23 protein-coding genes and 1 pseudogene are annotated in these 23,817 nt (G+C 70.1%); 11 read left to right on the plus strand and 13 right to left on the minus strand.

Translation table 11 applies throughout. The features are described from left to right. Positions 1–82: 82 nt before the first annotated feature. From SSP08S_RS57785 to SSP08S_RS52125, 6 genes are all read right to left on the minus strand, one after another. Complete coding sequence (locus SSP08S_RS57785) at positions 83–1,279, minus strand: site-specific integrase (RefSeq protein ID WP_158697347.1); 1,197 nt, start codon at positions 1,277–1,279, stop codon at positions 83–85. Positions 1,280–1,824: 545 nt separating this feature from the next. After that, positions 1,825–2,139 carry a helix-turn-helix domain-containing protein gene (locus SSP08S_RS52105; protein WP_019075597.1) on the minus strand — a complete coding sequence of 105 codons (315 nt, stop codon included), beginning with the start codon at positions 2,137–2,139 and terminating at the stop codon, positions 1,825–1,827. Positions 2,140–2,143: 4 nt separating this feature from the next. After that, on the minus strand, positions 2,144–2,293 hold the full coding sequence (locus tag SSP08S_RS58880) for a tyrosine-type recombinase/integrase (protein ID WP_019075598.1): 150 nt from the start codon (positions 2,291–2,293) through the stop codon (positions 2,144–2,146). Between the two features lie 50 nt (positions 2,294–2,343). Continuing rightward, the gene (locus tag SSP08S_RS57795) at positions 2,344–3,615 is read right to left on the minus strand and encodes an MDR family MFS transporter (RefSeq protein ID WP_051106169.1); all 1,272 of its coding nucleotides are present in this window, start codon (positions 3,613–3,615) and stop codon (positions 2,344–2,346) included. Continuing rightward, positions 3,612–4,610, minus strand: a complete 999-nt coding sequence (locus SSP08S_RS52120; RefSeq protein WP_019075599.1) for a GNAT family N-acetyltransferase — start codon at positions 4,608–4,610, stop codon at positions 3,612–3,614. Before SSP08S_RS52120 ends, SSP08S_RS57795 begins: the two co-directional genes overlap by 4 nt. Beyond that, positions 4,607–5,206, minus strand: coding sequence for a TetR/AcrR family transcriptional regulator (locus SSP08S_RS52125; protein ID WP_019075600.1), 600 nt, complete (start codon positions 5,204–5,206; stop codon positions 4,607–4,609). The genes SSP08S_RS52120 and SSP08S_RS52125 overlap by 4 nt, the downstream gene beginning before the upstream one ends. 1,956 nt (positions 5,207–7,162) lie before the next feature. On the opposite strand from SSP08S_RS52125, the gene SSP08S_RS52130 reads away from it, so the two are divergent. Beyond that, positions 7,163–7,555, plus strand: coding sequence for an SCO5389 family protein (locus SSP08S_RS52130; protein WP_019075601.1), 393 nt, complete (start codon positions 7,163–7,165; stop codon positions 7,553–7,555). A 902-nt stretch (positions 7,556–8,457) separates the two neighbouring features. Here SSP08S_RS52130 and SSP08S_RS57800 read toward each other — a convergent pair. Further along, positions 8,458–9,387, minus strand: coding sequence for an MHYT domain-containing protein (locus SSP08S_RS57800; protein ID WP_019075603.1), 930 nt, complete (start codon positions 9,385–9,387; stop codon positions 8,458–8,460). Between the two features lie 275 nt (positions 9,388–9,662). On the opposite strand from SSP08S_RS57800, the gene SSP08S_RS52145 reads away from it, so the two are divergent. Further along, positions 9,663–10,955: a GAF domain-containing protein gene (locus SSP08S_RS52145; RefSeq protein WP_019075604.1), complete on the plus strand. Its 1,293-nt coding sequence runs from the start codon at positions 9,663–9,665 to the stop codon at positions 10,953–10,955. 68 nt (positions 10,956–11,023) lie between these two features. Here SSP08S_RS52145 and SSP08S_RS52150 read toward each other — a convergent pair whose 3' ends face one another. Next, positions 11,024–11,842: an SAM-dependent methyltransferase gene (locus tag SSP08S_RS52150; RefSeq protein WP_026179569.1), complete on the minus strand. Its 819-nt coding sequence runs from the start codon at positions 11,840–11,842 to the stop codon at positions 11,024–11,026. 375 nt (positions 11,843–12,217) lie between these two features. Continuing rightward, positions 12,218–12,823, minus strand: a complete 606-nt coding sequence (locus tag SSP08S_RS64705; protein WP_369407127.1) for an ATP-binding protein — start codon at positions 12,821–12,823, stop codon at positions 12,218–12,220. Between the two features lie 174 nt (positions 12,824–12,997). Here SSP08S_RS64705 and SSP08S_RS52160 point away from each other — a divergent pair, with 174 nt between their 5' ends. The 3 genes from SSP08S_RS52160 to SSP08S_RS62300 all read left to right on the plus strand — a co-directional run bounded on the left by SSP08S_RS52160 (position 12,998) and on the right by SSP08S_RS62300 (position 14,558). Beyond that, the gene (locus SSP08S_RS52160) at positions 12,998–13,228 is read left to right on the plus strand and encodes a DUF397 domain-containing protein (protein WP_078532888.1); all 231 of its coding nucleotides are present in this window, start codon (positions 12,998–13,000) and stop codon (positions 13,226–13,228) included. Between the two features lie 98 nt (positions 13,229–13,326). Next, a complete protein-coding gene (locus SSP08S_RS52165) occupies positions 13,327–14,247 on the plus strand; it encodes a helix-turn-helix domain-containing protein (RefSeq protein WP_019075608.1) in 921 nt (306 codons plus the stop codon). Between the two features lie 134 nt (positions 14,248–14,381). Beyond that, entirely contained in the window at positions 14,382–14,558 is a 177-nt protein-coding gene (locus tag SSP08S_RS62300; protein WP_019075609.1) for a hypothetical protein, read from the plus strand. 147 nt (positions 14,559–14,705) lie between these two features. Here SSP08S_RS62300 and SSP08S_RS52175 read toward each other — a convergent pair whose 3' ends face one another. Beyond that, positions 14,706–15,026 carry a DUF6191 domain-containing protein gene (locus SSP08S_RS52175; RefSeq protein ID WP_019075610.1) on the minus strand — a complete coding sequence of 107 codons (321 nt, stop codon included), beginning with the start codon at positions 15,024–15,026 and terminating at the stop codon, positions 14,706–14,708. 157 nt (positions 15,027–15,183) lie between these two features. On the opposite strand from SSP08S_RS52175, the gene SSP08S_RS64375 reads away from it, so the two are divergent. Further along, complete coding sequence (locus SSP08S_RS64375) at positions 15,184–15,318, plus strand: hypothetical protein (protein ID WP_281176181.1); 135 nt, start codon at positions 15,184–15,186, stop codon at positions 15,316–15,318. 158 nt (positions 15,319–15,476) lie between these two features. On the opposite strand, the gene SSP08S_RS52185 is transcribed toward SSP08S_RS64375, so the two are convergent. Further along, entirely contained in the window at positions 15,477–15,674 is a 198-nt protein-coding gene (locus tag SSP08S_RS52185) for a hypothetical protein (protein WP_019075612.1), read from the minus strand. Between the two features lie 79 nt (positions 15,675–15,753). Between SSP08S_RS52185 and SSP08S_RS52190 the strand changes: the two genes are divergently transcribed. Both SSP08S_RS52190 and SSP08S_RS64065 read left to right on the plus strand, forming a co-directional pair. Continuing rightward, on the plus strand, positions 15,754–16,014 hold the full coding sequence (locus SSP08S_RS52190) for a hypothetical protein (protein WP_019075613.1): 261 nt from the start codon (positions 15,754–15,756) through the stop codon (positions 16,012–16,014). Positions 16,015–16,968: 954 nt separating this feature from the next. Further along, positions 16,969–17,751, plus strand: a pseudogene (locus SSP08S_RS64065) (nitrate- and nitrite sensing domain-containing protein); the annotation flags it as partial. 57 nt (positions 17,752–17,808) lie between these two features. Here the strand turns inward: SSP08S_RS64065 and SSP08S_RS64070 are convergent. Then, positions 17,809–17,982, minus strand: a complete 174-nt coding sequence (locus SSP08S_RS64070; RefSeq protein ID WP_019075616.1) for a hypothetical protein — start codon at positions 17,980–17,982, stop codon at positions 17,809–17,811. Positions 17,983–18,017: 35 nt separating this feature from the next. On the opposite strand from SSP08S_RS64070, the gene SSP08S_RS64075 reads away from it, so the two are divergent. From SSP08S_RS64075 to phoU, 3 genes are all read left to right on the plus strand, one after another. Continuing rightward, entirely contained in the window at positions 18,018–18,959 is a 942-nt protein-coding gene (locus tag SSP08S_RS64075; protein ID WP_245608143.1) for an ATP-binding protein, read from the plus strand. After that, positions 18,956–19,375 carry a roadblock/LC7 domain-containing protein gene (locus tag SSP08S_RS52205; protein ID WP_019075618.1) on the plus strand — a complete coding sequence of 140 codons (420 nt, stop codon included), beginning with the start codon at positions 18,956–18,958 and terminating at the stop codon, positions 19,373–19,375. The genes SSP08S_RS64075 and SSP08S_RS52205 overlap by 4 nt, the downstream gene beginning before the upstream one ends. Before the next feature lie 434 nt (positions 19,376–19,809). Then, positions 19,810–20,484 (plus strand): phosphate signaling complex protein PhoU, encoded by a 675-nt coding sequence (gene phoU / locus SSP08S_RS52210; protein ID WP_019075619.1) that lies wholly within the window; start codon positions 19,810–19,812, stop codon positions 20,482–20,484. Positions 20,485–21,277: 793 nt separating this feature from the next. Here phoU and SSP08S_RS52215 read toward each other — a convergent pair. Next, complete coding sequence (locus SSP08S_RS52215; protein ID WP_245608144.1) at positions 21,278–23,710, minus strand: SpoIIE family protein phosphatase; 2,433 nt, start codon at positions 23,708–23,710, stop codon at positions 21,278–21,280. Positions 23,711–23,817: the final 107 nt, after the last annotated feature.

Raw genomic sequence — 23,817 nt, forward strand, 5'->3', positions numbered from 1 at the left:
AGAGCTCTCGGGTTCACGATTTCCGAATGGTCCTCGGACGGGAACTCGAGCAGTGGGGGCAGCGATGCCTAGGGTATGGCACTCAGGTTCCCGAACTGGGCGACGAATGACGTTCGTTGGCGGGTTGGTCGCTCCGGAAACCAGGATGATCGAGAGCCTCGGTGTAGCGCTGAGCGGCATGGGTGCTGAGTCCGAACAGATCGCTCAGGCGTCGGGCGTCCCCGTTCGTGGCGAGTGCCTCATCGAGGAATCGGTCTTCTCGGAGGGATCGGGCGTTGATGTTCGGTCCCAGCAAGAGGTAGATCCAGCGGTAGCCGACATGCCCGGTTCCGTTGACCGTTCGGAAGTGGACGAACAGGTGTGGGTTGGCCGCCTTCGGCCAGTGCCTGTTGCGGTAGTCGAGGTAGTTGGCCAGACGCTGGCGGACGGGGGCGGCGAGGGGAACGGATCGGCCGGCCAGTTCGAGGCGGCCGTCGTGGATGTCGGTGAGCAGGAGGTGCTGTACCCGGATCGAGCTGAGGCCGTGAAAGGCGAACAGCGAGGTCAGCAGGGCACGGGCTGGGTTGGCGGAGTCGAGGGCCTCGCGGATGTCCTCGACGTTCAAGGGCAGCGGGACCTTCGGATCAGGGAAACCGGTCTTGATCTGGGCGATGGGATTGGTGAACATCAGCCGCCTTGCCTTGAGGAGGCGGAAGATCGAGCGGAGGCCTTGGCCCATCTGGGCCCGCGTGATGCCGTCTTGAGGCAGCACCGCGCGGACATCTGCGGAGCTGATCTCGCGCAGCGAGTCCTTGCCGTCGTCGGCCCACTGCCGCAGCGCGGGCAGGGCCCAGCCGAGGTGGAGCCTGATGGTGATCTCCGTGCGGGGCCGGCGCCGTGGGGTAGTGCTGCTGCCCTCCCGCATGATGCGGAACCAGGCCCCCACCTCGCTGGTCATCGGCTCGGGGAGCCCGCTGAGGCTGCGCTGGACCCAGGCGGTGACAGCGGAGATCCGGTCGTCTTCCAGCAGCCCCGCGTCGTCGAGGACCTCCAGGACATGCGCGATCGGCAGATCGACCTCCGACAGCACACTGACATCGGTGGCCGCGATGGCGACGCCCGGGGTGTCCTGGAAGCCGAGCATGATGTTGACGCCGGTGCGGACACACCAGGTCAGACCGTGGTTCCAGCCATGGCGGGCCGCGCGCTGTTTGGTGAACTGCTCAACCCAGGCCGCCAGTTGAGGATCAGCTCGCCCGGCGAGCCCGCCCATACCGCGGTGTCGCAGGGTGCGGGTCATGTCGAACAGCGTCGGTTGTCGGTAGCTGACCGGCGCCAGCGGCTTCGGGGACACCGGCGGGGCAGGCGAGCGGATCGGTATGGGTGTCCCATGGCCGGAGAAGAGGTCCGCGATGAAGAGCTGCTGTCCGTCGCGGTTGGTCTCTTCCAAGGTTGCCTGCGCGCGAGCGCCGCGGACCAGGGCCGCCTGCTTGCGACACAGCCGACACACACGGTCCAGGTCAAGGACAGCGCCGTGGCCACAGATTCGGCAGGCGTCGACGAGGGTGTATTTGCGACACCACGAGGCGCATCCCTTGCACAGCCATGTCAGATTGCGGGTGGCGCCCCAGGCCAGGCAGCTGCGGCAGGAGTCGACGGGCGGGATCGCGGAGGGGTGACAGCGGGCGCACAACCCGGAGGCGTAGTAGAGGGTGCGGGATCCACAGCGAAGGCACGGTGGCGGGGCGACTGGCCCACCGGGCCAGCAGGCGAAGCAGTAGGCGACGCGCGCCATGGCGATCGGCCGGCTTCCGCAGACACTGCACATCGTTTTGTGGCCGGCACTCATGCGGGTGGCACTGTTCGGTGCTGGCCCCACCGCGGAGCCACGGTCGCGCTGACCGCCGCGGTCTCGGGTGGCGCGGGCGCACGCGCTGCAACCTTCTCCGGTTCCCGGATGAGCAACTCGGTGGGCTCGCACGCGAGTACCGCGCAGATCACGTCCAGGTCGTCGAGGCGGATCGTCGTCGGCGTACCCGTCCACAACGCGGACATCTTCCCCGCACTGATCTCCAGTCCGGCATCAGCCAGCCGGCGGCGCATCTCGGTGGACTTCCAGATGCCCCGCTCGGCCGCCTTCATCCGCAGGTTCCAGCGCATCAGCTCATCCGATCTCCTGGCCCAGGCGCGCGGCCACACGGGCATTCGCACGGGTCCAGGCGAGTTCGATGTGTTCGTCGCAGACATGGATGTAACGGGTCGTGGTGGACAGCCATTCGTGGCCCAGCAGGTCCTGGATCGCCTTCAGGTCCAAACCCCGGCCATAGAGCGAGGACGCGCAGAAGTGCCGCAGCCCGTGTGGAGTCAGTCGCAGTACTGGTCAGGACGGGCGGCGCGCCTCCTTCTCTGCCACACGGCCACCGTGATTCGAGGGCCCGGTTGCCGGTACGGGCCGGGCGGGCTCAGGAGCAGTGCTCCGTAGCCGACGGCGGCGCAGACGCCGAGTGCGGCGCAGACGGCCCAGAGGGTGTCGGGGCCGAAGCGGTCGATGACGCTGCCGCCGGTCAGCGGGGCGGCGATGGTGGCGATGGCCCAGGCCAGTGAGTGGACGCCCTGGTAGCAGCCTGTGGCATGGGGCGGGGAGAGCCGGGCGATCAGTCCCATGTTCAGGGGCGAGTGCACGATCTCGCCCAGCGTCCACACCAGCACGGCGATCGCGTAGACGGGCGCACTCCCGGCGAGTGCGTTCAGACCGAAGCCGCATCCGCACAGCAGCGAGGCCAACACCAGCAAGCGGCCCGGGTCCGGGTGTTCGAGCACGCGGCCGAGGGGCAGCTGTAGGGCCACGATGAGGATGCCGTTCACGCTGATCACCAGACCGTACTGGGTGCCGGTGAGACCATCGCGGCCCATGGCGATCGGCAGTCCGACGGCTGCCTGCTGAAACACCACGATCAGAAGGAAAGACAGGCCCACGGCCGCCATGAACGGCCCGTCGCGCAGTACGGGCCGCAGCCCGACGGCCCTTTGCTCAGTGACACGCTCCCCCACGTCGCCAGAGTCGGTTCTCGTCTCCGGAAGCATGATGAGGATCACCAGCGCGGACAACAGCCCCGTCGCAGCCTCCACGACGAACAGCCATCGGTAGCCGTGGACGGAAAGGTATCCGGCCGTCGCCGCGGCGACGGCGAAGCCGAGGTTGATGGCCCAGTAGTAAAGAGAGAACGCCCGTACACGTTGCGCGGTGGGCACCACGTCGGCCATGACGGTCTGCACCACGGGGCGGGAGGTGCTGCTCGCCGCGCCGGTCGCGCACGCGAACACCACGATGAGCACGGGACGGTCCGCGAAGCCCAGGGCGGTGGTCAGGCCGGCTGCCGTCACCTGCGCGACGAGCAGTGTGGCCCGTCGCCCCACCCGGTCGGCCAGGACCCCGCCCGTCAGCGAACCGACCACGCCACCGGCTCCGAACAGTGCCGCGACCAGCCCGGCGAAGCTCGCCGAGTATCCGCGCCCCGCCGTCAGATACAGAACGAGGAAGGTGGCCGTGAAGGAGCCGAGGCGGCTGATCAGGACGCTGCCCCAGAGCCACCAGAAGGGCTGCGGAAGTGACCGTCCGGCGGCGGCCTGTCTCATCGCCCAGTGGCCGTGGACGAGGCGCCGGCGGCGGGGCGGGACGGCCCCGTGGTCGCTTCGGAGTGCGCGGCGAGGCGGCCGGTCCCGGCCCCGGCGACGGTGAGGTCGCGCCGCCAGGCGGCTTCGTCGGCGAGGGTTCCTGCGGCGCGGTAGCGGCGGATCTGCGGGGCGTGGGGCAGGGCGTCAGCCGCTTCGGCGACCGGCACCGGGCTGAAGCCGAGCCGCGCCCAGAAGGATTCGGCACCCGTGGAGAGGACGTAGACCGTAGGTGCTCCTTGGGCGGCCGCAGCCGCGAGGGCGTGCTCTACCAGCCGACGGGCGGCTCCGCAGCCGCGCAGATCCGGACGGACAGCGACGCCGCGCAGCAGGACACAGCGTTCCTGAGGTTCCAGGCTGACCGCCACGGCCGGTCCCCCGGCATCCTTGGTGATCCAGTACCGGGTGCCGGGAGCTGGTGCGTCCTGCGGTGGGAGTCCCTGGCCGGTGAGGAAGGCCGCGAGTTCTTCCGCCTGATCCGCCCGGGCCCCGGGCAGCGGCAGGTGCTTGGCGTAGCAGCGGCTGAGGGCCTTGTGTTCATACGGCGGGTAGTTGGGGATCGGGCGGTAGCCGGCGCGGGTGTAGAGCGCGATGGCCTCGGGCTGGTGGACGGCCGTCTCCAGGCGCATCTCGCTGTGGCCGAGCGCGATGGCGGTGCGTTCCGCCTCGTCCAGCAGACGCCTGGCGACACCGCAGCCGCGCACCTCGGGCGTGACGTACATGCGCTTGAGTTCCGCTGCCGTGTCCGGGGACGGGAAGGGCTGGACGGCACAGCAGCCGACCGGGCGGCCGTGGGCCTCGGCGAGCAGGAACCGGAGCCCAGGGTTCAGGTGAGCGCCGCCGGTGCAGGGCTCGTCCGGGTAACGGGCAGCGAGGTCGGCGTCGAGAGCGCGGACCAGCCGCACGATTCTGGGGTCATCGGCCCGGGCTGCGGTGATCGACAGTTCGCGGGTGGTCACGGAGTGGGATTCCCTTCGAGGATCAGAGCCAGCTGGATCGCCAGGACGCGCCGCTGGAGCTCTGGCGGATAGGTGTCCGGATCGGTCACGGCGTTCAGGGCCAGCCCGTCCAGGCAGGCGACCAGGACGCGCACCCGCCCCTCCAGGTCGGCGGGCTCGGGCCGGCCGGGCAAGGCGGCGCGGACCATTGCGGTCAGGCGCCGGACCCAGGAGGCGTGGCTGGCGGTGTGTTCGTGCAGCAGCTCCGGGTCGATACGGGTGGCGAGCTGGAAGTACGACCACACCACCGCCTCCAGCCGCCGCTCTTCGTCCAGCGGCAGCGCCTGCTCGGCCACTGCGTACAGGCCCTCACGGGCGGTGCCCCGCATGGGCATCGCGTCGATTCGGGCGGCCATGCGGCGGTGCATGAGCTGGCGGGCATGGGCGAGGAGCGCCTTCTTGTCGCGGAAATAGTGGGTGACCATGCCCGTGGTGCAGCCGGCGGCAGCGGCGACCGCGCGCAGGGTCAGCCCCTCCAGGCCGTTCTCGCCGACCACTTGCCACACAGCCTGGGAGATCTCCGAGCGGCGCTGCTCGTGGTCGATCTGCTTGGGCACACCCCACCCCCTTTCACGAAACAAATGTTACGCAACGAACGTTATGCGAAAGTATGCCTGTGAGTCCAGAGTGAATCTCCGGCAGGCGGACTCCGCCGGGGCCTGTCTGCGAGTTCGCCGCGGTCACGGGGCCGCCGGCGACCGCCCTCCCGGTGGACGAGGTGGAGGCAACAAGTCGATGCCGACGCCGGTGCCGGCCGACGTGAGGGACGGCGCCGTCCTCGACGTAGAGCACGTCAGGGTCGTACGCGACGCCCGGGAAGCGGTGGTGAAGTCGACGGAGCTCATCCAGTGCGCAGTCGCCCGGCGCCCGTCCAGCGGTCCGACGGTGGCCGGCACGTATGCGCCACTGCACAGCGAGACAGCGCCAGGCGCCGGCCCAGCCCGGGTCGCGGTTCCCGCTCACGCACGGCAGGGCGCATCCCGCCGTAGTACGTCAGAGCGAACGGCCCGACCAGCCGCCGCGCGGGACCGGAAGTGAGGTGGAAGCACGAAAGTGCCTTCTGAGCTGGGACGGTGAGCGCGGTGAACAGCGCCACTTCGAGGACGTCGAAGTGCTCCCGGCCCCAGATTTCGCCCGGCCCGGGCAGGGTAGGGCATGGCGAACACCGGCGGGCGCGGCAACCCGCCCAGGTCTGCGGGAGGGTGCGCCGGGACCGTAATGCGGAGGCGCCGACGCCTCCGGGCAGGCCAGTGAGACTCCCGGGCTTGCCGGGTGGCGCGAGATCATGCCGACGGAACCCCTCCCTTGCGATGACCGTCGGCTTGTCGGAGGTCTCTCCGCTGGGAGGCGGCCGCCGGGCTGGTTCACCCCACCGGAGGACCGTGTGTCGCCGGTACGCCGGTCGAGATACGCACAACCGCTGGCGGCAGCCTGTGCGTCGCCTGCGCGGCACTGCGCTACCCGGGCAGGCGCGACCGGGAGCGCGTTGGCATATCGGACCTGCACCGAAGCGTGTATCGCTGCCGCTGACCGTCTGCCATGGTGAAGGGCATCGGCCCCTTACCGTCCGCATCCCCGTGCGGGAGGCGCCGCGTCGGCTCTTCCGTTCGAAGTCCGCCAGATAGGCCCGGACCAGCGCGGCGCCGTCGGCACACCGCCCCGCCTCGTTCGGGCGCCGCGGGCACAGCCGTATGTGGTTCACGTACGCGGCGTAGCTGCTTTGAGCCGTGGGTGTGAGGGTGTTCTGCAACCCGTGTCTCCCTGCGATACGCGGTACACGGCGCGCTCCATTGGTGACCGGATTTCAGCAACTCCGTCGAACATATGCCACAACCCTCACGTCCCGACCCAAACCGTACGGCTGTCCTTCGCCGGCTCCTGCACCAGTGGCCACTGCGGGCTCAACGACCGCCTCCGCAGGCGGGTTTCGAGATCCGCGTCTGCCGACTCGAAGCTATGGCCGGTTGAAGCGGGGCGGCCCTGCCGCCTCATGCCCATGGCCTTGCGTCCCGCCGCGTTGCCCACCCTTCACACTCGATATGCGCTGAGCGCGGAGAGTTCACCCGATCGAGCGGCGCCCCTCCCGGCACAGTCGATCCTGCTGCTACCACGGGCATATGCAGAAAAGGGATGAAGACCCCCGGGACGGTGACTGCGGAGGCATACCCTGCATCGTCAGCGCCGTCCGCGCCGGTAACGACCGGCTGATCGGCGTGTTCCTGCGCCGGTTTGCCCAGCACGCGGATTTCGAGACCCCTTTCCAGCTCCGCGACGCCCTGAACAGCGCCACCCACTCGGCCCGGACGTCCCCAACCGCGGCCACTTGGTGCGGAATTGACCGGCGGGCAACCGATTCGACCCCAAGGTTTGATGATCAGCGGACATGGGCGACATGCCGCCTGGGTAAGTTCCCGGGCGACCGCCGCCGAGACCCCCGTCACGGCGGTCCGCCCATGCCCCAGGCCCCGTCCGCCACCGTCCCTGCGCCGGATGGGCCGCTGACCGGAGGTTCCATGTCGCTGTCTGTTTCCCCCGAGTTGCTCACCAAGGCCGAGCGGGGCCAGGTCACTGACGCCGAGTTCATCGACTGCATCCGCACATCCCTGCCTTACGCGTGGGACATGATGCGTGCCCTGGTCGTCCGGATGGAGGCCGAGGGCACCGGCTTCGCCGACAATCGGATTCCGCCGCCGGACGAAGAGGCCCGTGGGCAGTTGCTGCGTGCCCTGGCCAGTGACGCGATACGGGGTGCTCTGCAGCGTCACTTCGGGGTGCGGCTGGCCTTCCAGAACTGCCACCGCCTCGCCGTGTTCGCGCCCGTGCCCGTGCCCGGGGAACGCTACGCCCTCTTCACCTCCGCCGAGCAGCAGCTCCTCAACCAGACACCCGAGCTCCGGGACTGCTGAACGGTTCCTTCCACGGGTTGCCGGGGCGGGTGGCCTGGGCGGCGCCATTCGGGGATGGCATCCCGCCGGATGGTTTAGCCGGTCAACGGACCGGAACTCGCCGGTCATGGCGCGTACCTCGGCCGGCTGAGGCACTCCGGGCCTCTTCGCGCACCGCGTCCGAGGAGGCGATCACCTCGAGCCCTCGCCCGGAGCGCGTGTTGCGCGGCACCGCCTCGGCGGATGTGCCCCGCCTGCCCGGGGGGTGGCAGGCGGGGCACGGGTGCGTGGATCCGCAAGCACGGGGGGACCGCGAATCCACGGCTGCCGACAATCATCGGCATACGCTTCTGCGTCATCGGCCGCACAGGTGTTACAGAGCGCCTGCCTTCCGCCCGTATCCGGGTAATACGCCGCTCAGGGCGTCGTGGTGCGTGACGGCGCCCGGCAAGACGGAGGTCCTGGACTGGTCGGCGTCCCTGGGGATGTTGCCCGACTCGGCGGCGTCGGCGGCGTTCTGCCTGCTCGATCCGGTCACTGCTCATCTCCCCGACGGTCCGCTCGGGAGCGTTGGCCCGTCGGCCGGATGACACCGTGTCCTCTGAGATGGAGGCGAGTCTCCGTGTCCCGGTGGCCCTCGCTGTTGTTACCCGTGTGCGGAGCCGCGGTGAACATGACGCCGGGGTGGTTGGGGCTGGTGTCGACCTGCTGCCGGAAGCGTCTGCACTGTGGGAGGGCAAGACAGGTTTCACTCCGAGGCGCGTGACCCATCTGCGTGTGGGGTGGCGGATGGGCGTGCAGCCACCCGTACGGACTGCTGTCCCGGGCGGCACGTGCGGCTGCGGGGAGAAGCAGGGGCAGGGCCCGGAGTGGTTCGTCGGGCCGGCCGGATCGAGCCCGGGTCGGGGGCGGGGAGCCCCCTTTCACCTCCGTGACGTCGGGCCGCCGCGGACATCCCCGTTCGGCAGGGGCGGCCAGACCGGCCGGGGAGTGCTCCCACCGGTCCGTGCGCCGGACCGCGGGCGCCCCGCGCTCTCGGACGCGGGACTGTACTCCGGTCGGCTGCCTGCGCCGCGGGCCTGGGGAAGCCTCTCGGACCCGCCCTCGTATCTCGCGTCCGAGGCGCCGGCGAGGAGCAGCGGGTCCATCATGACCACCGCCGAGGCCAGGACCAGGAAGATGACCGGGCCCAGCAGCATGGGCAGCAGCAGGGACACCGGGGTGGCTCCGTCCGCGGTGGCGGGGGCGTTGTGGAGGTGGACGCTGACGGCCGCCATGCCGGTGTAGTGCATGCCGGAGATGGCCACCCCCATCACCAGGCTGGCGCCGAGCGAGGAGACGAAGCCCCGCACGGACGCGGCCGCCCACAGCGCGGCGATGGAGGCACCGACGGCGATGGCCACCGACACGGCGACCGTGAACGTGTCGTAGCGGATGCTGCCCGGCAGACGCATCGCGTACATGCCGAGGTAGTGCATGGCGGCCACGCCCAGACCGGTGATCGCCCCGGCCGTCACGAGTGCGACGGCCTCCGCGCCCCGGTAACCGACGATGAACACGCCGGCGCCGACCACGACGACCGCCACCGCCAGACTCAGCACGGTCAGCGCCACGTCGTAGCGGATGGACGTCTCCTCCACCTGGAAGCCCGTCATGGCGATGAAGTGCATCGTCCAGATGCCGCAGCCGATGCACGCCGCCCCCAGTGCCAGCCATCCCGGCTTCCAGCCCTGCCGGTAGTGCACGCACCGCACCACGCACCGCAGCCCCAGCGCACTGCCCAGGACGGCCATCAGATACCCGGCGACCGGGGTGACCGCGCCGTAGCTGAAACCGTCGACCGTACCGTTCATGATTCTCCCCGGCGGATACCTGCCTGTGGAGGGAAGCCTGGTTCAACCGGCAGAGCGAGGGAAGGTCCGACATTCGAAGATAGGTGAATGTTGTATCAATGTGACAAGTGAAAGCCTGTCAGCCCACGGCCCCGTTGCCCGGCGAGTGGGGGTGGGACCCGCATGCGTTCCGCGCCGGCAAGCGCTTGTCGTCTTTCGCCACCGGGCTGTGCCGGAGTGGGGCATCATGTGGCCCGATAATGCCGGCCAAGGCGGCAGGAGCAAGGAGAGGACTGATGGGGGATGGCCGATCCGTGGTGCCGCTGTACTGGGAACGCGGTTGCACTGTGCGGCAGTTGAAGGAGGCTCACGAGGCCGTACTCGCAGGCGAGTGCCCCTCGGTCGCGCCGCGTGCGGTCATCGGCGAGTCATGGCGCCGCGCGCTGGAGGGCGGTGTGGCTCCCGGCGGTGGGGGGCGGTTTCGGCCCCTCGGCGGGGAGGAGGTGGAGCGACGGCGGCGTTCCTCGCTGTTGTCCCGGGCGTTCCGCGTGCTGCAGGCGGTGACGCTGCCGTACCTGGACGCGGCTCGCCAGATCATGCTGGTGGCCGATGCCGACGGCAGGCTGTTGTGGCGCGACGGGGACAGCGCTCTGCTCGACCGGGCCGACGGCCAGGGCCTGATGGTGGGGGCGGACTGGAGCGAGGACGCGATCGGCACGAACGGGCTGGGCACCACGCTGATCGTACGTCGGCCGCTGGCGGTCCACGCGGCCGAGCATTTCGCCGTCCGGCTGCACGGGATGACGTGCGTGGCAGCGCCCCTGCACGATCTGCGGGATGGGAGCCTGCTCGGAGTCGTCGATCTCAGCGGCCCGTGCACATCGGCCCATCCCGTCCTGCTCGACCTGGTGGCAGCGGCGGCGCGGTTGGCCGAGGCCGAACTGCGCATGCAACACGAGAGCGCGCTGGAGCGGCTGCGTGCGGTGGCGGCACCTCTGCTGTGCCGTGTCCCCGGCCGGGCCGTGGTCGTGGATCGCGATGGCTGGGTCGCCGCCGCGAAGGGGCCGCTCCAGGCCACACGGCTGCCGCTTCCGCCGCTCGACGAGACGCTTGCGACGGTATGGCTGCCGGAGCTTGGGGCCTGCTGGGCCGAGCCCCTGCCTTGCGGCTGGCTGCTGCGGGCGCGTACCGCCGGGGCTGTCCAGGAGGCACCCGTCGGCACTGTCGTGCTGGATCTCACCCTGCCACAGAGCTGGACTCTCACCGTGGGTGGCCCTTCGGGAGACTGGACCCGACAGCTCAGCGCTCGTCACGCCGAGCTGCTCTTCGCGCTCGCGTCCCGTCCTGAAGGGCGTACGGCCGCCCAACTCGCCGAGGACCTCTTCGCGGATCCAAGCCGTACGGGCACGGTCCGGGCCGAACTCGCCCGCCTGCGCTCACACCTGCCCGGAGTGCTCGCCACCCGCCCCTATCGGTTTCGTGACGGCCTGACCGTCCGCACGGTCCATCCCGCGGACCTGCGCAGCCTGTTGCCTCGATCCCGGGCACCAGTGGTGCTGCGCGCCCGGCTCGGCACAGGGAGCCAATGACGCTCCGGGGCAAGGAGCGCGCCAGGCGGCTGCTGACGGTTACCGCCCCCGCCCCGCGGCCCGTCCGATTAGGAGATGCGGCCCACGCCGCCGAACTCGATCCACTCCTGCGTGGCCTGGCGGGGGGTCACCTCACTGTTCGGGCGCCACGTGGACACCTCCACCAGCCCCGGTTCGAGGATGTCCAGTCCCTCGAACCACTCTGCGACGTCCTTCTGCTGGCGTACGCGGCCCCAGTGGCCCTGTGTCGCCTGATCCATGAAGTCGGTCACGAAGTCGCGGACCTCGGGATCCTCGCTGACCAGCTGGCACATCACCATGCAACTGCCGGGAACCAGGTGTTCGGCCACCCGGCGCACCACAGCCGACGGTCCGTCGGTGTCACTGTCCGGAATGCAGTGGAAGACGGAGTTGAACAGCAGCGCCACCGGCTGCGAGAAGTCGATCAGGCGCTGGGTGTCGGGGTGGGAGAAGATCCCGTGGGTATCGCGCAGGTCGGCCTGGATGACGGCGGTACGCTCGTTCTGGTCCAGCAGAGCCCGGCCGTGCACCAGGACCATCGGGTCGCTGTCGACGTACACGACGCGGCTGCCCGGGTCGATCCGCTGAGCGACCTGGTGCACGTTGTCCTGGGTGGGCAGACCTGAGCCGTGGTCCAGGAACTGCCTGATGCCGTAGTCGGTAGCCAGGGTCGCGACCACCCGCTGCAGGAAGCGCCGATTGTTCACCGCCAGAGCACGCGTGCTGGGTACGACCTTGTCCAGTTCCTCGCAGGCCGCCCGGTCGGATGCGTAGTTGTCCTTGCCGCCCAGATAATGGTCGTACATACGCGCGGCCGTCGGAACCGCGGCGTCGATCTTCGTGGATACCTGCTTGCCAGGCTGCATCATTCCCCCAGCTCCCAGCCGCCCCAAGCGGACTGGCTCGACAGACAATACATCTTAGCCAAGCGGCAGTTGGCGAACCCAGCCGCCGACCGGCATGGCAGCACTCCGCCGGCTCTTCGACTACCTCATCACCCTCGCAGACGTCGCCGACCAGGGCTGTGCCATCTCGAGAGTCGGGCCGGCGGGAACACCGGAACCGCGCTGCAGGCCGACTCGCCCGCTCGGAGAGGCAAGCGAAGTCCCCTTGTAAGATCTCTACAAGCGATCCGCCAATGGCTTCCTCCGGGAATTTTTGCCCGAAATACCCCGTTCCGGTCACGGCCCGCACTTCTCATGGTTATGACAACGCGGAAGCTCGTTTCCGTGACAGCCGGGTCAGTGGCGTGGATCGGTCAGCAACATGGCCCAGACGGTCTTGCCCTCGGGGGCCGTACTGTCCGCCCGGTAGCGCCAGGTCCATCCCCAGTGTTCGGACAGGGCGTCGACGATACGCAGGCCGCGGCCGTGCTCGTCGAAGGGGTCGCTCGTGCGCGGACACGCGGGCGGTCTGTCGCTCGAGTCAATGACGGCGCACACCAGGTAGTTCGGTCGCTGGGTGAGTCTTAACCACGCCCTGGCCTCGTCGTCCCGGGTGTGCGGCATGGCGTGGACCACAGCGTTTGCGGCCAACTCGGCGACGACGGTGAGGGCGTCATCGCTGCAGTGGTCCAAGGCCCAGTCGCCCAGCGTGCGTTGGGTGAATTCACGGGCCCTGGCGCTTTCCTGTGCAGTGCAGGTGAGGCGCAGTACGGCGGACCTGGACGAGCTGCGCGACGGCTTCTGGCACGTGAGCTCTCCAGGCCGTTGGTCGCCGGGGAGCGCTGTGCGCCTGAGTGCGTCGAGTGGCGCGGCCACGTCTGGCAACGGCGCGGCCGTGCCAGGAAGCCGGGGGGCTTGGTGCGCAGGTAACGACACAGCGTCTCCCTGGTGGGACGTCAGCATGCGGGTGTCGACACGCCGGTGGATGCCACGGGTTATTATCCACAACTGAAGGCGCCTCCGTGCAATTTCACGAGGAATTACACGGCCCTTCCGGAAGGGCGCGCCACGCGGTGCGATCCGACCCGGTAGGTGGCGAGGTTGCAGGCGTGACGGAACACGAGCAAGGAGAGTCCGGTGACATCAGTTCACAACGGAGTGCGGGCGAGCTCACTGGACGTTCGGTGGATCAAGAGCCAACACAGCAATGCCGAAGGCAACTGCGTCGAGGTGGGCGCCCTGAGCGAGGGGAGCATCGCGCTGCGCAACTCCCGCGACCCCGACGGCCCGGCGCTCGTCTACACTCCGGCCGAAGTAGCCGCCTTCGTGGCCGGTGCGAAAGACGGCGAGTTCGACCACCTCCTGTGAAACGGAACCGGCCGTCCCCACTTCTGGGGGTGCCTGCACCCAGAGGGGGCTCGGTGCGATACTCCAGTCTGTCGTCTGCCGGTCCACGGGGAGCCAGGATGCCCGCCGAGTCACCTCGCAGCTCGCGCCTCGAAACATATCTGAGCCGGACCGAGCCCGCTCCGACGCTGCTGAAGATGCTGGTCGGTGTCCAGTTGGCAGGCATCCGCGAAGATTTCGGCCTCTCTCAGGACCAGGCGGCGCGTTCGGTGGGCTTCAGTGCGCCGAAGCTCTCGCGTATCGAGTCGGGCAAGGGCCGTCGCGCGCCCGCGGAACCCGATGTCCGCGCACTGCTGGAGCTGTACAAGACCGACGAGCACGAGGCGCAGGTACTCCTGCAGCTGCTGCGGCGCGCCGGTGAGCCGGGCTGGTGGCAGCGCTACGACAAGCGCCTGATGCCCGAGTGGTTCGACCGGCTGATCGGCCTGCAGGAGGCAGCCACCACCATCCGCACCTTCGAAATCCAGTATGTGCCGGGCCTGTTGCAGACCGCGGCCTATACCCGGGCGGTCGTAGAAAGGGGTCTGCCCACGGCGCCGGCCCGCGAGGTGGAACGCCGTATCGAGTTGCGCACGCGCCGTCGGCAGCTGCTGGAGCGCGAGGATGCCCCGCACCTGTGGGCGATCATCGACGAGTCCGTCCTGCTGCGCGTCCTTGGCGGTCGCGAGGTGATGCGCGAGCAGCTCCAGCACCTCGTCGACATGGCCCAGCATCCCCATGTGACCGTGCAGATCGTGCCCCTGGACGTGACGAACGCCTCCGCGCCCGCCATCCCCGTCACCTACCTGCGCTTCGGCACCCTCGATCTGCCCGACATCGTGTACCTGGAACACATCAAGAGCGCCGCGTTCCTGGAAGACCTCGACGAGACCGAGGAGTACCGGCTGGCCCTGGACCGGCTGGGCGACGAGGCACTCAGCCCGCGCGAGTCCCTGGAGCGGCTGCGCGACACCATGGAACAGCGCTACTTCGCTCCATAACCCGGCGCCCGCAGACGCCGCATGGACGTGGGGTGCAGGTGCAGCCCCGTTCTAGGTGTCGGCACGTCAATTTAACGGATCTTGCCCGCAGTCGATGGTGATGCCGAGTAGCCGCCATTGATCATGATCTTGTGGTGGATGCCAAGTTCCTTATGCGGGTATTCTCCGGCCTGCCGGCGCTGGTCATGGAGGACTTGATGGACGGCGGCGACGCGGTAGTGGTCACGGCTCGCACCCGGGATGCGGCGGTGTCGTGCGCGGCATGTCGGAGGCCGACGGCAAATTGCATGGGTATCACCACCGGCCACTGAATCGCCGGTCTTTCGGCCTGGTGTTCCCAAAGCTCCGGGAGGGGACGGGGGCCACAAGGCCACGGGATGAGGCTCGCACTCGTGCGGGCCCCCTTCCTCTGTCCGACTGACCTTGTTCTCCAAGATCCGGCTGTGCCGGGTCGCCTCTTACCGGCTGGCCGGCGGCATCCGGACGACCGCGACCCCTCCCGCCAGATCTACCGTTGTCCGGTTCGGCGGCGCCCCGTCCTCCTCGTTGTCCCGCAGTACCAGTGACGACTGCCGCGCCTTGAGCTCGTTCTGCTTCCCCGGCGAAAAGCTCGCATGGAGCTGTTCGAACCCGGTCGCCGATATCTGGCCGTGGCGGACGCTGTTGCGCCATGGCAGCAGTCCGGCCCTCCCGGCACGCAGCAGCAGTTGGTCTACGAAGGCCACGGCGGTCAGCAGGATGACCAGCCCGGGCAAGGTCATGAAGACAGCGAATCCCATGCCCCCAGTATCCGGACCAGAGGGTGATGCCGACAGAGCCGGCTCAACTCAACCGTCGGCAAGGGAACTGACAAGCGCGCGGCCCGCCGCCTTGGTCAGCCGCTTCGCGGCTGTCGCGGTCCTTTCCCTGGGGGCCCGCGGCGTAATGCCGGTGCCCTTGACGGCTTCGGTGAACGCGGCGTCGAACCGCTCCCTGCCCGCCTTCTCCGCCAAGGCGGCGAGGTACTTCAACTGTGCGGCGATGGTCGGCTCCGTCTTCGCCTTCGCGGCCCGCTCCCGCCTCGGACCGTAGATCCGCTCGTTGTCCGCCTTCCGCCTTCCGCCTCGCCTCGGCCTCCGTGCTCCTGCAGGTGACCTGCACACTCTCGTACCAGGTCCGGGTGCCGGGTTTGCCGGTGACCGCCTCCCACAGCGCATTCGTGGTCAGTGCCGACTCGTCCACGCCCTCGGTCAGGGCGGGGCCGACCAGCCCGTAGTAGCCGGACGTGCCCCGGGGATCACGGTGAATCCGGCCGGGATCGCGTGCGCGGTGAGCCAGTCCTGGCCGCACCCGCGGTACGTGGCGTGGTAGCGGGCCCACTTGCTCGGGAGCGGCTCGTAGACCAGGCGGTCGCCGTAGTACTTCGTATCCCTCGCGAATCCCGACACCGCCCAAGTCTCCCACCCTCGGGGAAGGCTGCGACGAACTCCCGTACAGGGGCGGGGCCGGCGGCGTAGCGTGCCGGGCATGACGGAGATCGAACCGCGGCCCCAGCTCGTCGACTACGAGGGTGTCGGCCAGGGCTGCCTGGTCTGCTCCGACCAGCACGTGAGCACCACCGACGCCGAGGCGGTCGCGCACATGGCCGGCCACCGCCCGGACGAACTCGCCTGGGCCCTGCTGCTGTGGGCCGGCCAGACCCTGGCCCTGACCGCGTGGTGTGCCGAGAACGAGGGCATCAAGGACGAGGACACGGCCGACGCGGTACCCAGGCTCTGCTGCTCCTGATCCTGCGCGGCGACGCCTCCCACCGGGGCTGTCGCTGTTTCGACCGACATCACACACCTCTTCCTGCTCGCACGAATGATCGACGCAACAGCCGCCCTGGCTGTCACGATCTGTGCACAGAACTATCAGCAATCGGTCACAGTAAGTAATTGAAGCGGATGGCGTGCGAGGGCGTTGCCCATGCTGGAGTGCGCTCCTCGCGCCCCCACCCCGACCGAACGGACTGCTCAGAGCAAACGCGCGTCACCCGGCAGGTGACGCCCACAGGTCAACACAACGTGAGCAGCACACGTGAACAGACCGTAGGTGTCGGCACCGCCCTCCACCACCGGCCGCCCCTCATCGTCCAGGACGGTGACCCGGGCCTGTATCGGCAGCCCCACCGGATCCACCACCTGACATTCCAGCCGGCCCGCGTCCTCCGGCAGCGGCAAACCCCCGGATCCGAACATTCCGCCGCCCCCCGGTGTCCCTGGTCCTTCGCCGCAGCAAGGTGGACACATTCGCGCCTTTCGTCGCCCTGTCCGAAAACCGCCCCACCCTGACAGGCTTTACATGCTCCCCACGACGGGCGCCCGCGATACGGACCGGTAGCCTTCCGTATCGCGCGCGTACGGAAGGTGTGATTCCGGGGCCTAGCGTGGCAGCCCGTACGGTGAGCCGGTGTGGAGTCGCCCGGTTCTTCCGGCAGCCGTACCGAGCAGCGGGCGCGGCCTGGCACCGCCTGTCCTGCATCTGCGGTCACAGTCTCTTGGCCCGCGGTGTGAGAGCGGCGCAACCGAATCTCCCGCGCGGCCTAACTGGTCGGAAACCGGCCGCTGCGGCGGTCGGACTAGCTTCGTGGCTATGAAGGTGTGGACACCGGTACGGCCGCTGCTCGGCAGGCTGAGTGCGCCCGGCAAGGGCGGGTCAGGGCGCCGCCGCGGTGACCGAACGGCTCCCGGCCGCCGGCCGATGCCGGGCTGGCGCAGTATCAGGGGCCGGGTGGCGGTGGTCATCACGGTCCCGATCTGCCTGCTGCTGGCGGTGGCCGGTCTCGCCGTGGACGGCCGCGCCGAGGCTCTCGGTGATGCCCGGACGACCCGTGCCGAGGTCGGCCTCAGTCTGCGTGTCCAGGCACTGGTGCACCAGCTGCAGCGGGAACGCGGTCTGACCAACGGCCTGTTGGGCGGCGAGGAGGAGTTCCGCGCACCGCTCGCCGCTACCCGCAAGCGCGTTGACACGGCACTGCGCGGGATGCGCCGCGACAGTGCGGTCGAGGATGTCGTCCAGCGGCGCTTGCAGCGCCTGCCCGGCATCCGCGCCGCTGCCGACAGGGGCACCGAAGACCAGGCCGCGACCCTCACCTTCTACACCGGCGCCGTCGACGCGCTGAACGCCGTGGATCCGGTGGCGGAGACCGCGACGGGCTCCGACCGTCAACTGCGCGACGGCCTGTCCGCGTTGCGGGAGCTGGCCGCGGCCAAGGAGTCCGTCGCGCTCGAACGCGGCTTCCTCAATGGCGTGTTCGCCAATGGTGGGTTTCACGGCCGCGAGTACGTCACCTTCACCGAGGTGCGCGCCACACGCGTCGCCGCCCTCGCCCGTTTCCGGCAGGTCGCCACCGCGTCCCAGCGCGCGGCCCTGAAGAACGCCTTCGCCACCGATGACGCAGAACACGCCGCCGCCTACGAGGATCAGGCGGAGGGCGCCGCCGACAGTTCCCCGCTGCACGTCGATGCCGGCAGTTGGTGGGATGCGATGACCGTACTCGTCGATGATCTGTACGCCGTGCAGCAGTCGGTCGGCAATGATCTACGGGAGCGGGCCGACCGGCTCAGCCACGACGCTGCGCTGGGCCTCGTCGCCTATCTCGTTGCGGGCGCACTCATCGCCGCGCTCGTCGCGGGCCTGGCTGCTTTCGCCTCCCGTTCCCTCACCCGCCCGCTCGGCGCGCTCGCCGTGGCCGCCCGCGACGTGGCACGGCACCGGCTGCCCGTATCCAGCAATCCCCGCATGACCCTGTGGAGCTCCGCCCGTCGGCGGATGTCCCAGAGGAGCCCGATACCCGGCTGTTGGGCGGTGCGGCGGAGATCGCCGAGGTCGCGGCGTCCCTGGACCAGGTGGAACACACTGCCCTCCAGTTGGCCGCCCAGCAGGCCGGCCTGCGCCGTAACACCACCGAGTCGCTCGCCAATCTCGGCCGCCGCAACCAGAATCTCGTACGTCGCCAGCTCGGCCTCATCACCCGCCTGGAACGGCAGGAACTCGACCCGGACGCGCTGGCTGAGCTCTTCGAGCTCGACCACCTCGCCACCCGTATGCGGCGCAACGCCGAAAGCCTGCTGGTCCTGGCCGGGCAGAATCCGCCGCGGCCCACAGCGGCACCCGCCGACGGTCTGGAAGTCGTCCAGGCCGCCGTCGCCGAGGTGGAGCAGTACCGGCGGGTCCTGATCGCGAGCGTGGAGCCGGTGCGGGTACGCGGACACGCCATCGCTGACGTCGCCCACCTCCTCGCCGAACTCATCGAGAACGGGCTGACCTTCTCGCCCCCGGCCGAACAGGTCGAGGTGCACGGCTGGTACGACACCGAGGACGACACGTACAGCTTCGCCGTCGTCGACCACGGCATCGGCATGTCCGAAGCCGACAAGGAACACGCACACGCCCGCTTCTCCGGCTCCGGGGAGGAGGCCCTCCTTGCCGCGCCCACCCGGTTCCTGGGCCACCTCGTCGTCGGCCGGCTCGCCCACCGCCTCGGGGAGGGCGCGCAGGTCCACCTCTTCGACACCACCGGCGGCGGACTGTCCGCACTCCTGGTCCTCCCCGGGCGCCTGCTGGCACCCGTGGAGGACTCCGCCGCCTCACCCCCGCCCGCCAGGCCCGCTGTCTCCGCCCTGCTCAACGGCTTTCGAGCAGGTGCCGCCCGCGGCGAGGCCCGAAGCACAGAAGGAGTGTCATCGTGACCAGCGCCGTACAGAGTTTCGGCTGGCTCATCTCGGAGTTCACACGCACCACCGACGGCGTCACCGACGCCGTCGCCGTCTCCTCCGACGGCCTGCTCATGGCCGCCTCGGACACCCTCGGCCGAGATCGCGCCGACCACCTCGCCGCCGTCGTCTCCGGCATCACCAGCCTCGCCCAGAACGCAGCAACCACCCACGGCTTCCGCGGCATGAAGCTCGTCATGATCGAAATGCTCGGCGGCTTCCTCATGGTCGGCCGCATCCGCGACGGAAGCTGCCTCGGCGTCCTGGCCGCCGAAGGATGCGACGTCGGCCTGGTCGGCTACGAAATGGCCGTCCTCGCCGACCGCGCCGGGGAACTCCTCACCCCGCAGCTGGTACGCGAACTCCACGGCGCGCCCCTGGCCGCGCGATAGGTGCGGCGCGCTCCGGCTACCCGCGTCTCAGGATCGACGTGAGCGACGCCTGCGCGCTCGGAGTGCCACCGACCACGAAAGCGACCCCCGCATCGCGGTGCTCCGTACGCGCATGCGGGTGGCGGGCAGGTTCAATAGTTCGATGAGGTTGCCGGCGGGGGCAGCAAGCAGGCTCTGGCGTCCACCGGAGCCGGATACCCCATCGCTGTGAAGGCCACTCCGGCACCGCGTAGCAGGTCCGGCGCGGGCGGGTACATCGGACTGCTCGGCGGAGCGCGGCCGCTCGACCTGGGCAGGGCTGGCGCGGCCGACGACTCGGGCCGCAGAGGGTGGACATCGAGGCGCCCGGGGAGACGGCCTTCGACGTGCTCGCGGTGTGCAAGTCTGGCGGTCGGCGGAGACTGGCTGCAGCACGACGAGATGGTGAGGACCCCATGCGGGAGGCGTATCACGAGGAGCTGGCGTCGATCGGCGACGGCCTGGTGGAGATGGCGCACCTGGTCGGTTCTGCCATGGGCCGGGCCACCAGCGCTCTGCTGGATGCCGATCTGCAGCTCGCGGAGAGTGTGATCTCGGCCGATGACAAGGTCGATGATCTGCAGCGGGATCTGGAGGGCCGGGCGATCGCGGTGCTGGCGCGGCAGCAGCCGGTCGCCACGGACCTGCGCACCGTGGTCACGTCGCTGCGCATGAGCGCGGATCTGGAGCGTTGTGGTGATCTGGCGCAGCACGTGGCCAAACTGGCCCGGCTCCGCTATCCCGAACGGGCGGTGCCGCGCGATCTTCGGCGCACCATTTTGGAGATGGGCCAGCTCGCGCAGCGTCTGATGGCGCAGGCCGCCGAGGTGCTCATCACCCAGGACGTCGACGCCGCGCTGCAACTGGAGAAGGACGACGACCGCATGGACGAGCTGCACCGCACGATCTTCCAGCACCTGATGGACGACCGGTGGCAGCACGGTGTCGAGACGGCCGTGGACGTGACGCTGGTCGGCCGTTACTACGAGCGGTTCGCCGACCACGCCGTCTCGGTGGCCCGCCGCGTGGTCTTCCTGGTCACCGGCGAACACGCGGACGGACTGTCAACGGATCCGGCCGCACCCGCTTGATCGCGCCAAGCCCCCGGGTCAGAGGGCATCGGTTGCGCTCGCCACTACGAAGGACGACATCACCCACCCGAAACAAGACCGGTATCTCTGATCGGCCGCCGCGTCCGCGACGCGGCCCGGTGGCCGCCGCTGTCAGCCCTCACGCGCCGGGAACGGGCCGTCCGCCTGTACCGCCCGGACGACCTGTGGGTGCCCAGTTCGATGCAGTGGGCGAATATCCTCTGCCGGCTGAGAGCGAAGTCCTCGCGGTGCAGTTCGGTGGCCGCCTTGCAGACAGCGCGCGGCTCCAGGCCGGTGCCCAGCCACGGGCAGGTGATGGCCGCGGATGGCGGCCGCCGCCGGAGCGAGTCGGCGTCGACGGCGGCGGCCTCGGGCGGCTGGGCGAGGTGTTCCCTTCCTCGTATCCCAGCGCCCGTCCGCCCTTGCCGGCGGTCGGGGTGCGCGGGAGTGCACCCCGGGCGGGACACGTTCGCCGCAAGGGCCGGAGCCGGAGCCGTGGGAGCCGCCGTGCGACACGGGTTCCGGCACCCGTGGAATGCAGTGGTGGCGCCTGGCAGGCGCGGCGTCGGACTGGACGGGAAAACGGAGTTCTCCGTCCCTGTCCGCCGACCACGGCTCCACTTGTGAAGTGTAGACCCGCCAGCCCAGCACAGACAGGTGCGTTTCGGCGGCAGCCGGCCCTTGCCCGGCACAGGTGCCGGTGAGTCGGTACGCCACCGGGCCGCCCGTGGGAACGGCCGGCGCGGCCTCGGTCCACGCCCGGCGCCCGCCGCCTCGCGCTGACCGGACCTCGTCAGGTCGCCGCCTCAGTCCCTGCGCCGCCGGAGACCGGAACGTCGTGATCGACGTGCTGTTCGGCCCAGATGATCTTTCCGTCGCCTGTGTAGCGAGTGCCCCAGCGCCGGGTGAACTGAGAGATCAGGAACAGGCCCCGGCCGCCTTCGTCGGCCGAGCGGGGGTGGCGCAGGTGCGGTGCGGAGTCGCTGGCGTCGAAGACCTCGCAGATCAGGGTGCGCTCCAGGATCAGGCGCAGCCGAATCGGTCCGGCGGCGTGCCGGATGGCGTTGGTGACGAGTTCGCTGACGACGAGCTCCGTGGTGTACGCCAGGTCCTCAAGCCCCCAGGCGCCGAGCTGGCGGGCGGCCATGGCGCGGGCCCGGGCGACCACGGCCGGGTCGCTGGGCAGGTCCCACGAGGCGACGTGGGCGGCGTCGAGGCTACGGGTTCGGGCCAGGAGGAGGACCGCATCGTCGGCGCGGGGGCGGGCCGGTGTGAGGGCGTCGACGGCTCTTCGGCACAGGCGGTCCAGCGGAAGTCCGGGAACCGCCAGCGCGCGGCGGAGACGGTCCCTGCCCGCTTCCGGTTCGGGGATCAGGCCGTCGGTGTACAGGGCCAGCACGCTGCCTTCCCCCAGCGTCAGCTCGACGGACTCGAACGGCATCCCGCCGGCCCCCAGCACGGGCCCCAAGGGCAGGTCCGGGAAGCCGGCCGCGCCAGTCGGCCCGACAATCACCGGGGCGGGGTGGCCCGCGCTCGCCATGACACAGCGCAGGCTCACCGGGTCGTAGACCACGTACAGGCAGCTGGAGCCATTCGCGGCGACGGCCGACGCGGCCTCACTCGCGCCGGCGCTGTGAGGTTCGGCGCCGGTGTGCTGTTCCTCCCGGGCCGTCTGGGTGATGAGGTCGTCGAGGTGGGCCAGTACCTCCTCGGGCGGCAGGTCGAGGTCGGCGAGGGTCCGTATGGCGGTGCGCAGCTGACCCATCGTGGCCGCGGCCTCGATGCCGTGGCCGGGCACCTCGCCCACGACCAGGGCGACGCGGGCCCCGGACAGCGGGATGACGTCGTACCAGTCGCCGCCCAGCGCGGACAGCTCGTCGGCCGGCCGATAGTACGAGGCCGCCTGAACCGCGTGCTGGGTCGGCATGCCGTGCGGCAGAAGGCTGCGCTGCAGCACCAGCGCCGCGGTGTGCTCGCGGGTGTAGCGGCGGGCGTTGTCCAGGCAGATGGCGGCGCGGGCGACGAGCTCCTCCGCGAGGGCCAGGTCCTCCTCGTCGAACGGCTCGTCGTGTCGGGCGCGCACGAAGGTAGCCACGCCCAGGGTGATGCCGCGGGCGAGGACCGGCACCACCATCGCCGTGTGGGGCCGCGGATCCCCGCCCGTCAGGATGCCGGCCGCCCACTGCCCGGCCTGCGGGGCCAGCCGCGCGGCCCACCAGGACCGACCGGTGGCCAGCACGCGCGTCGAGGGCGAGCCCGCGCCGTATCCGACCGCGTCGCCCGCCGTCCCCGCCGCGTCCGCGCGCGCCCCCCGCCGGCCCAGCCGCAGCAGCCGTCCACCGGCGTCGCCGCCCGGCGGCCCGGGCACCGGCTCCGCACCGGTGACCGCCGCCTCCAGCAGATCGACGGCGACGCAGTCGGCCAGCTCGGGCACCGCCACATCGGCCAGGTCCTGCGCCGTCCTTCGCACGTCCAGGCTGCGGCCGATCTGCTCACTGGCCCTGCCCAGCAGGGTCAGCCGTCGCTGGGCCCTAAAGCGGTCCGTGGTGTCGAAGACCGAGTAGTACACCCCCAGAGGGCGGCCGAGGTCGTCGTCGATCCGTACGAACGACATCACGTGCGCGTGGTCACGGTGCGGATCCGACCGCGTACGGCCCACATGCTCCAGGCCGACGACCGGCGCGCCATTCCGCAGGACCCGGCGCATCTGTGCCTCCAGCACCGCGGCGTCCAGGCCCGGGTGGATTTGGCCCAGCCTGCGCCCTAGGCGCTCGGCTGCCGTCCCGCCGCCGAACCGCTCCAGCGCAGCGTTCGACCACACGCACCGCAGCTCGGTGTCCACCACCGCCATTCCCACCGACGACCGCTCGGGCAACCGGGCCAGCACCGCCGGCCCCAGCCCCCACAGCGCGGACAGTGCCGCGTCCTGCACCGACACCAGCCAGCACGCCTCGCCCGTCCCCTCCGGCAGCCGCACCACCCGCACCTCGACCGGTGCCGGCCGCCCGTCGTGGTGCCGCACCGAGACCACCCCCGACCAGCCGCCGTCCGCCCGGCACCGGTTGACCAGCCCAGACACCCGCACTCCGTTGTCCGACACGAGAAGGCCCACGGCGGACCGGCCGACCATCTCCGGTGCCGGGTAGCCAAGCAGCCGCTCGGCCGTAGCAGGCCAGCTGACGACCACCCCGCGCCCATCGAGCAGCAGCGTAGCCGACCCTGCCACGCCGCTCCCCGAGCGCACTTTGACGCCGTCTTTCACCTCAGGTATCCCCACAGCTGCCGGCTCCGTTCTGCTCGCGCCCGCCCGCCTTCCCTTTCTTCCCGCTCTGT

Origin of the sequence: Streptomyces hokutonensis (genome assembly GCF_000376565.1) — a bacterium.
In the GTDB taxonomy this organism is placed as follows: Bacteria; Actinomycetota; Actinomycetes; order Streptomycetales; family Streptomycetaceae; genus Streptomyces; species Streptomyces hokutonensis.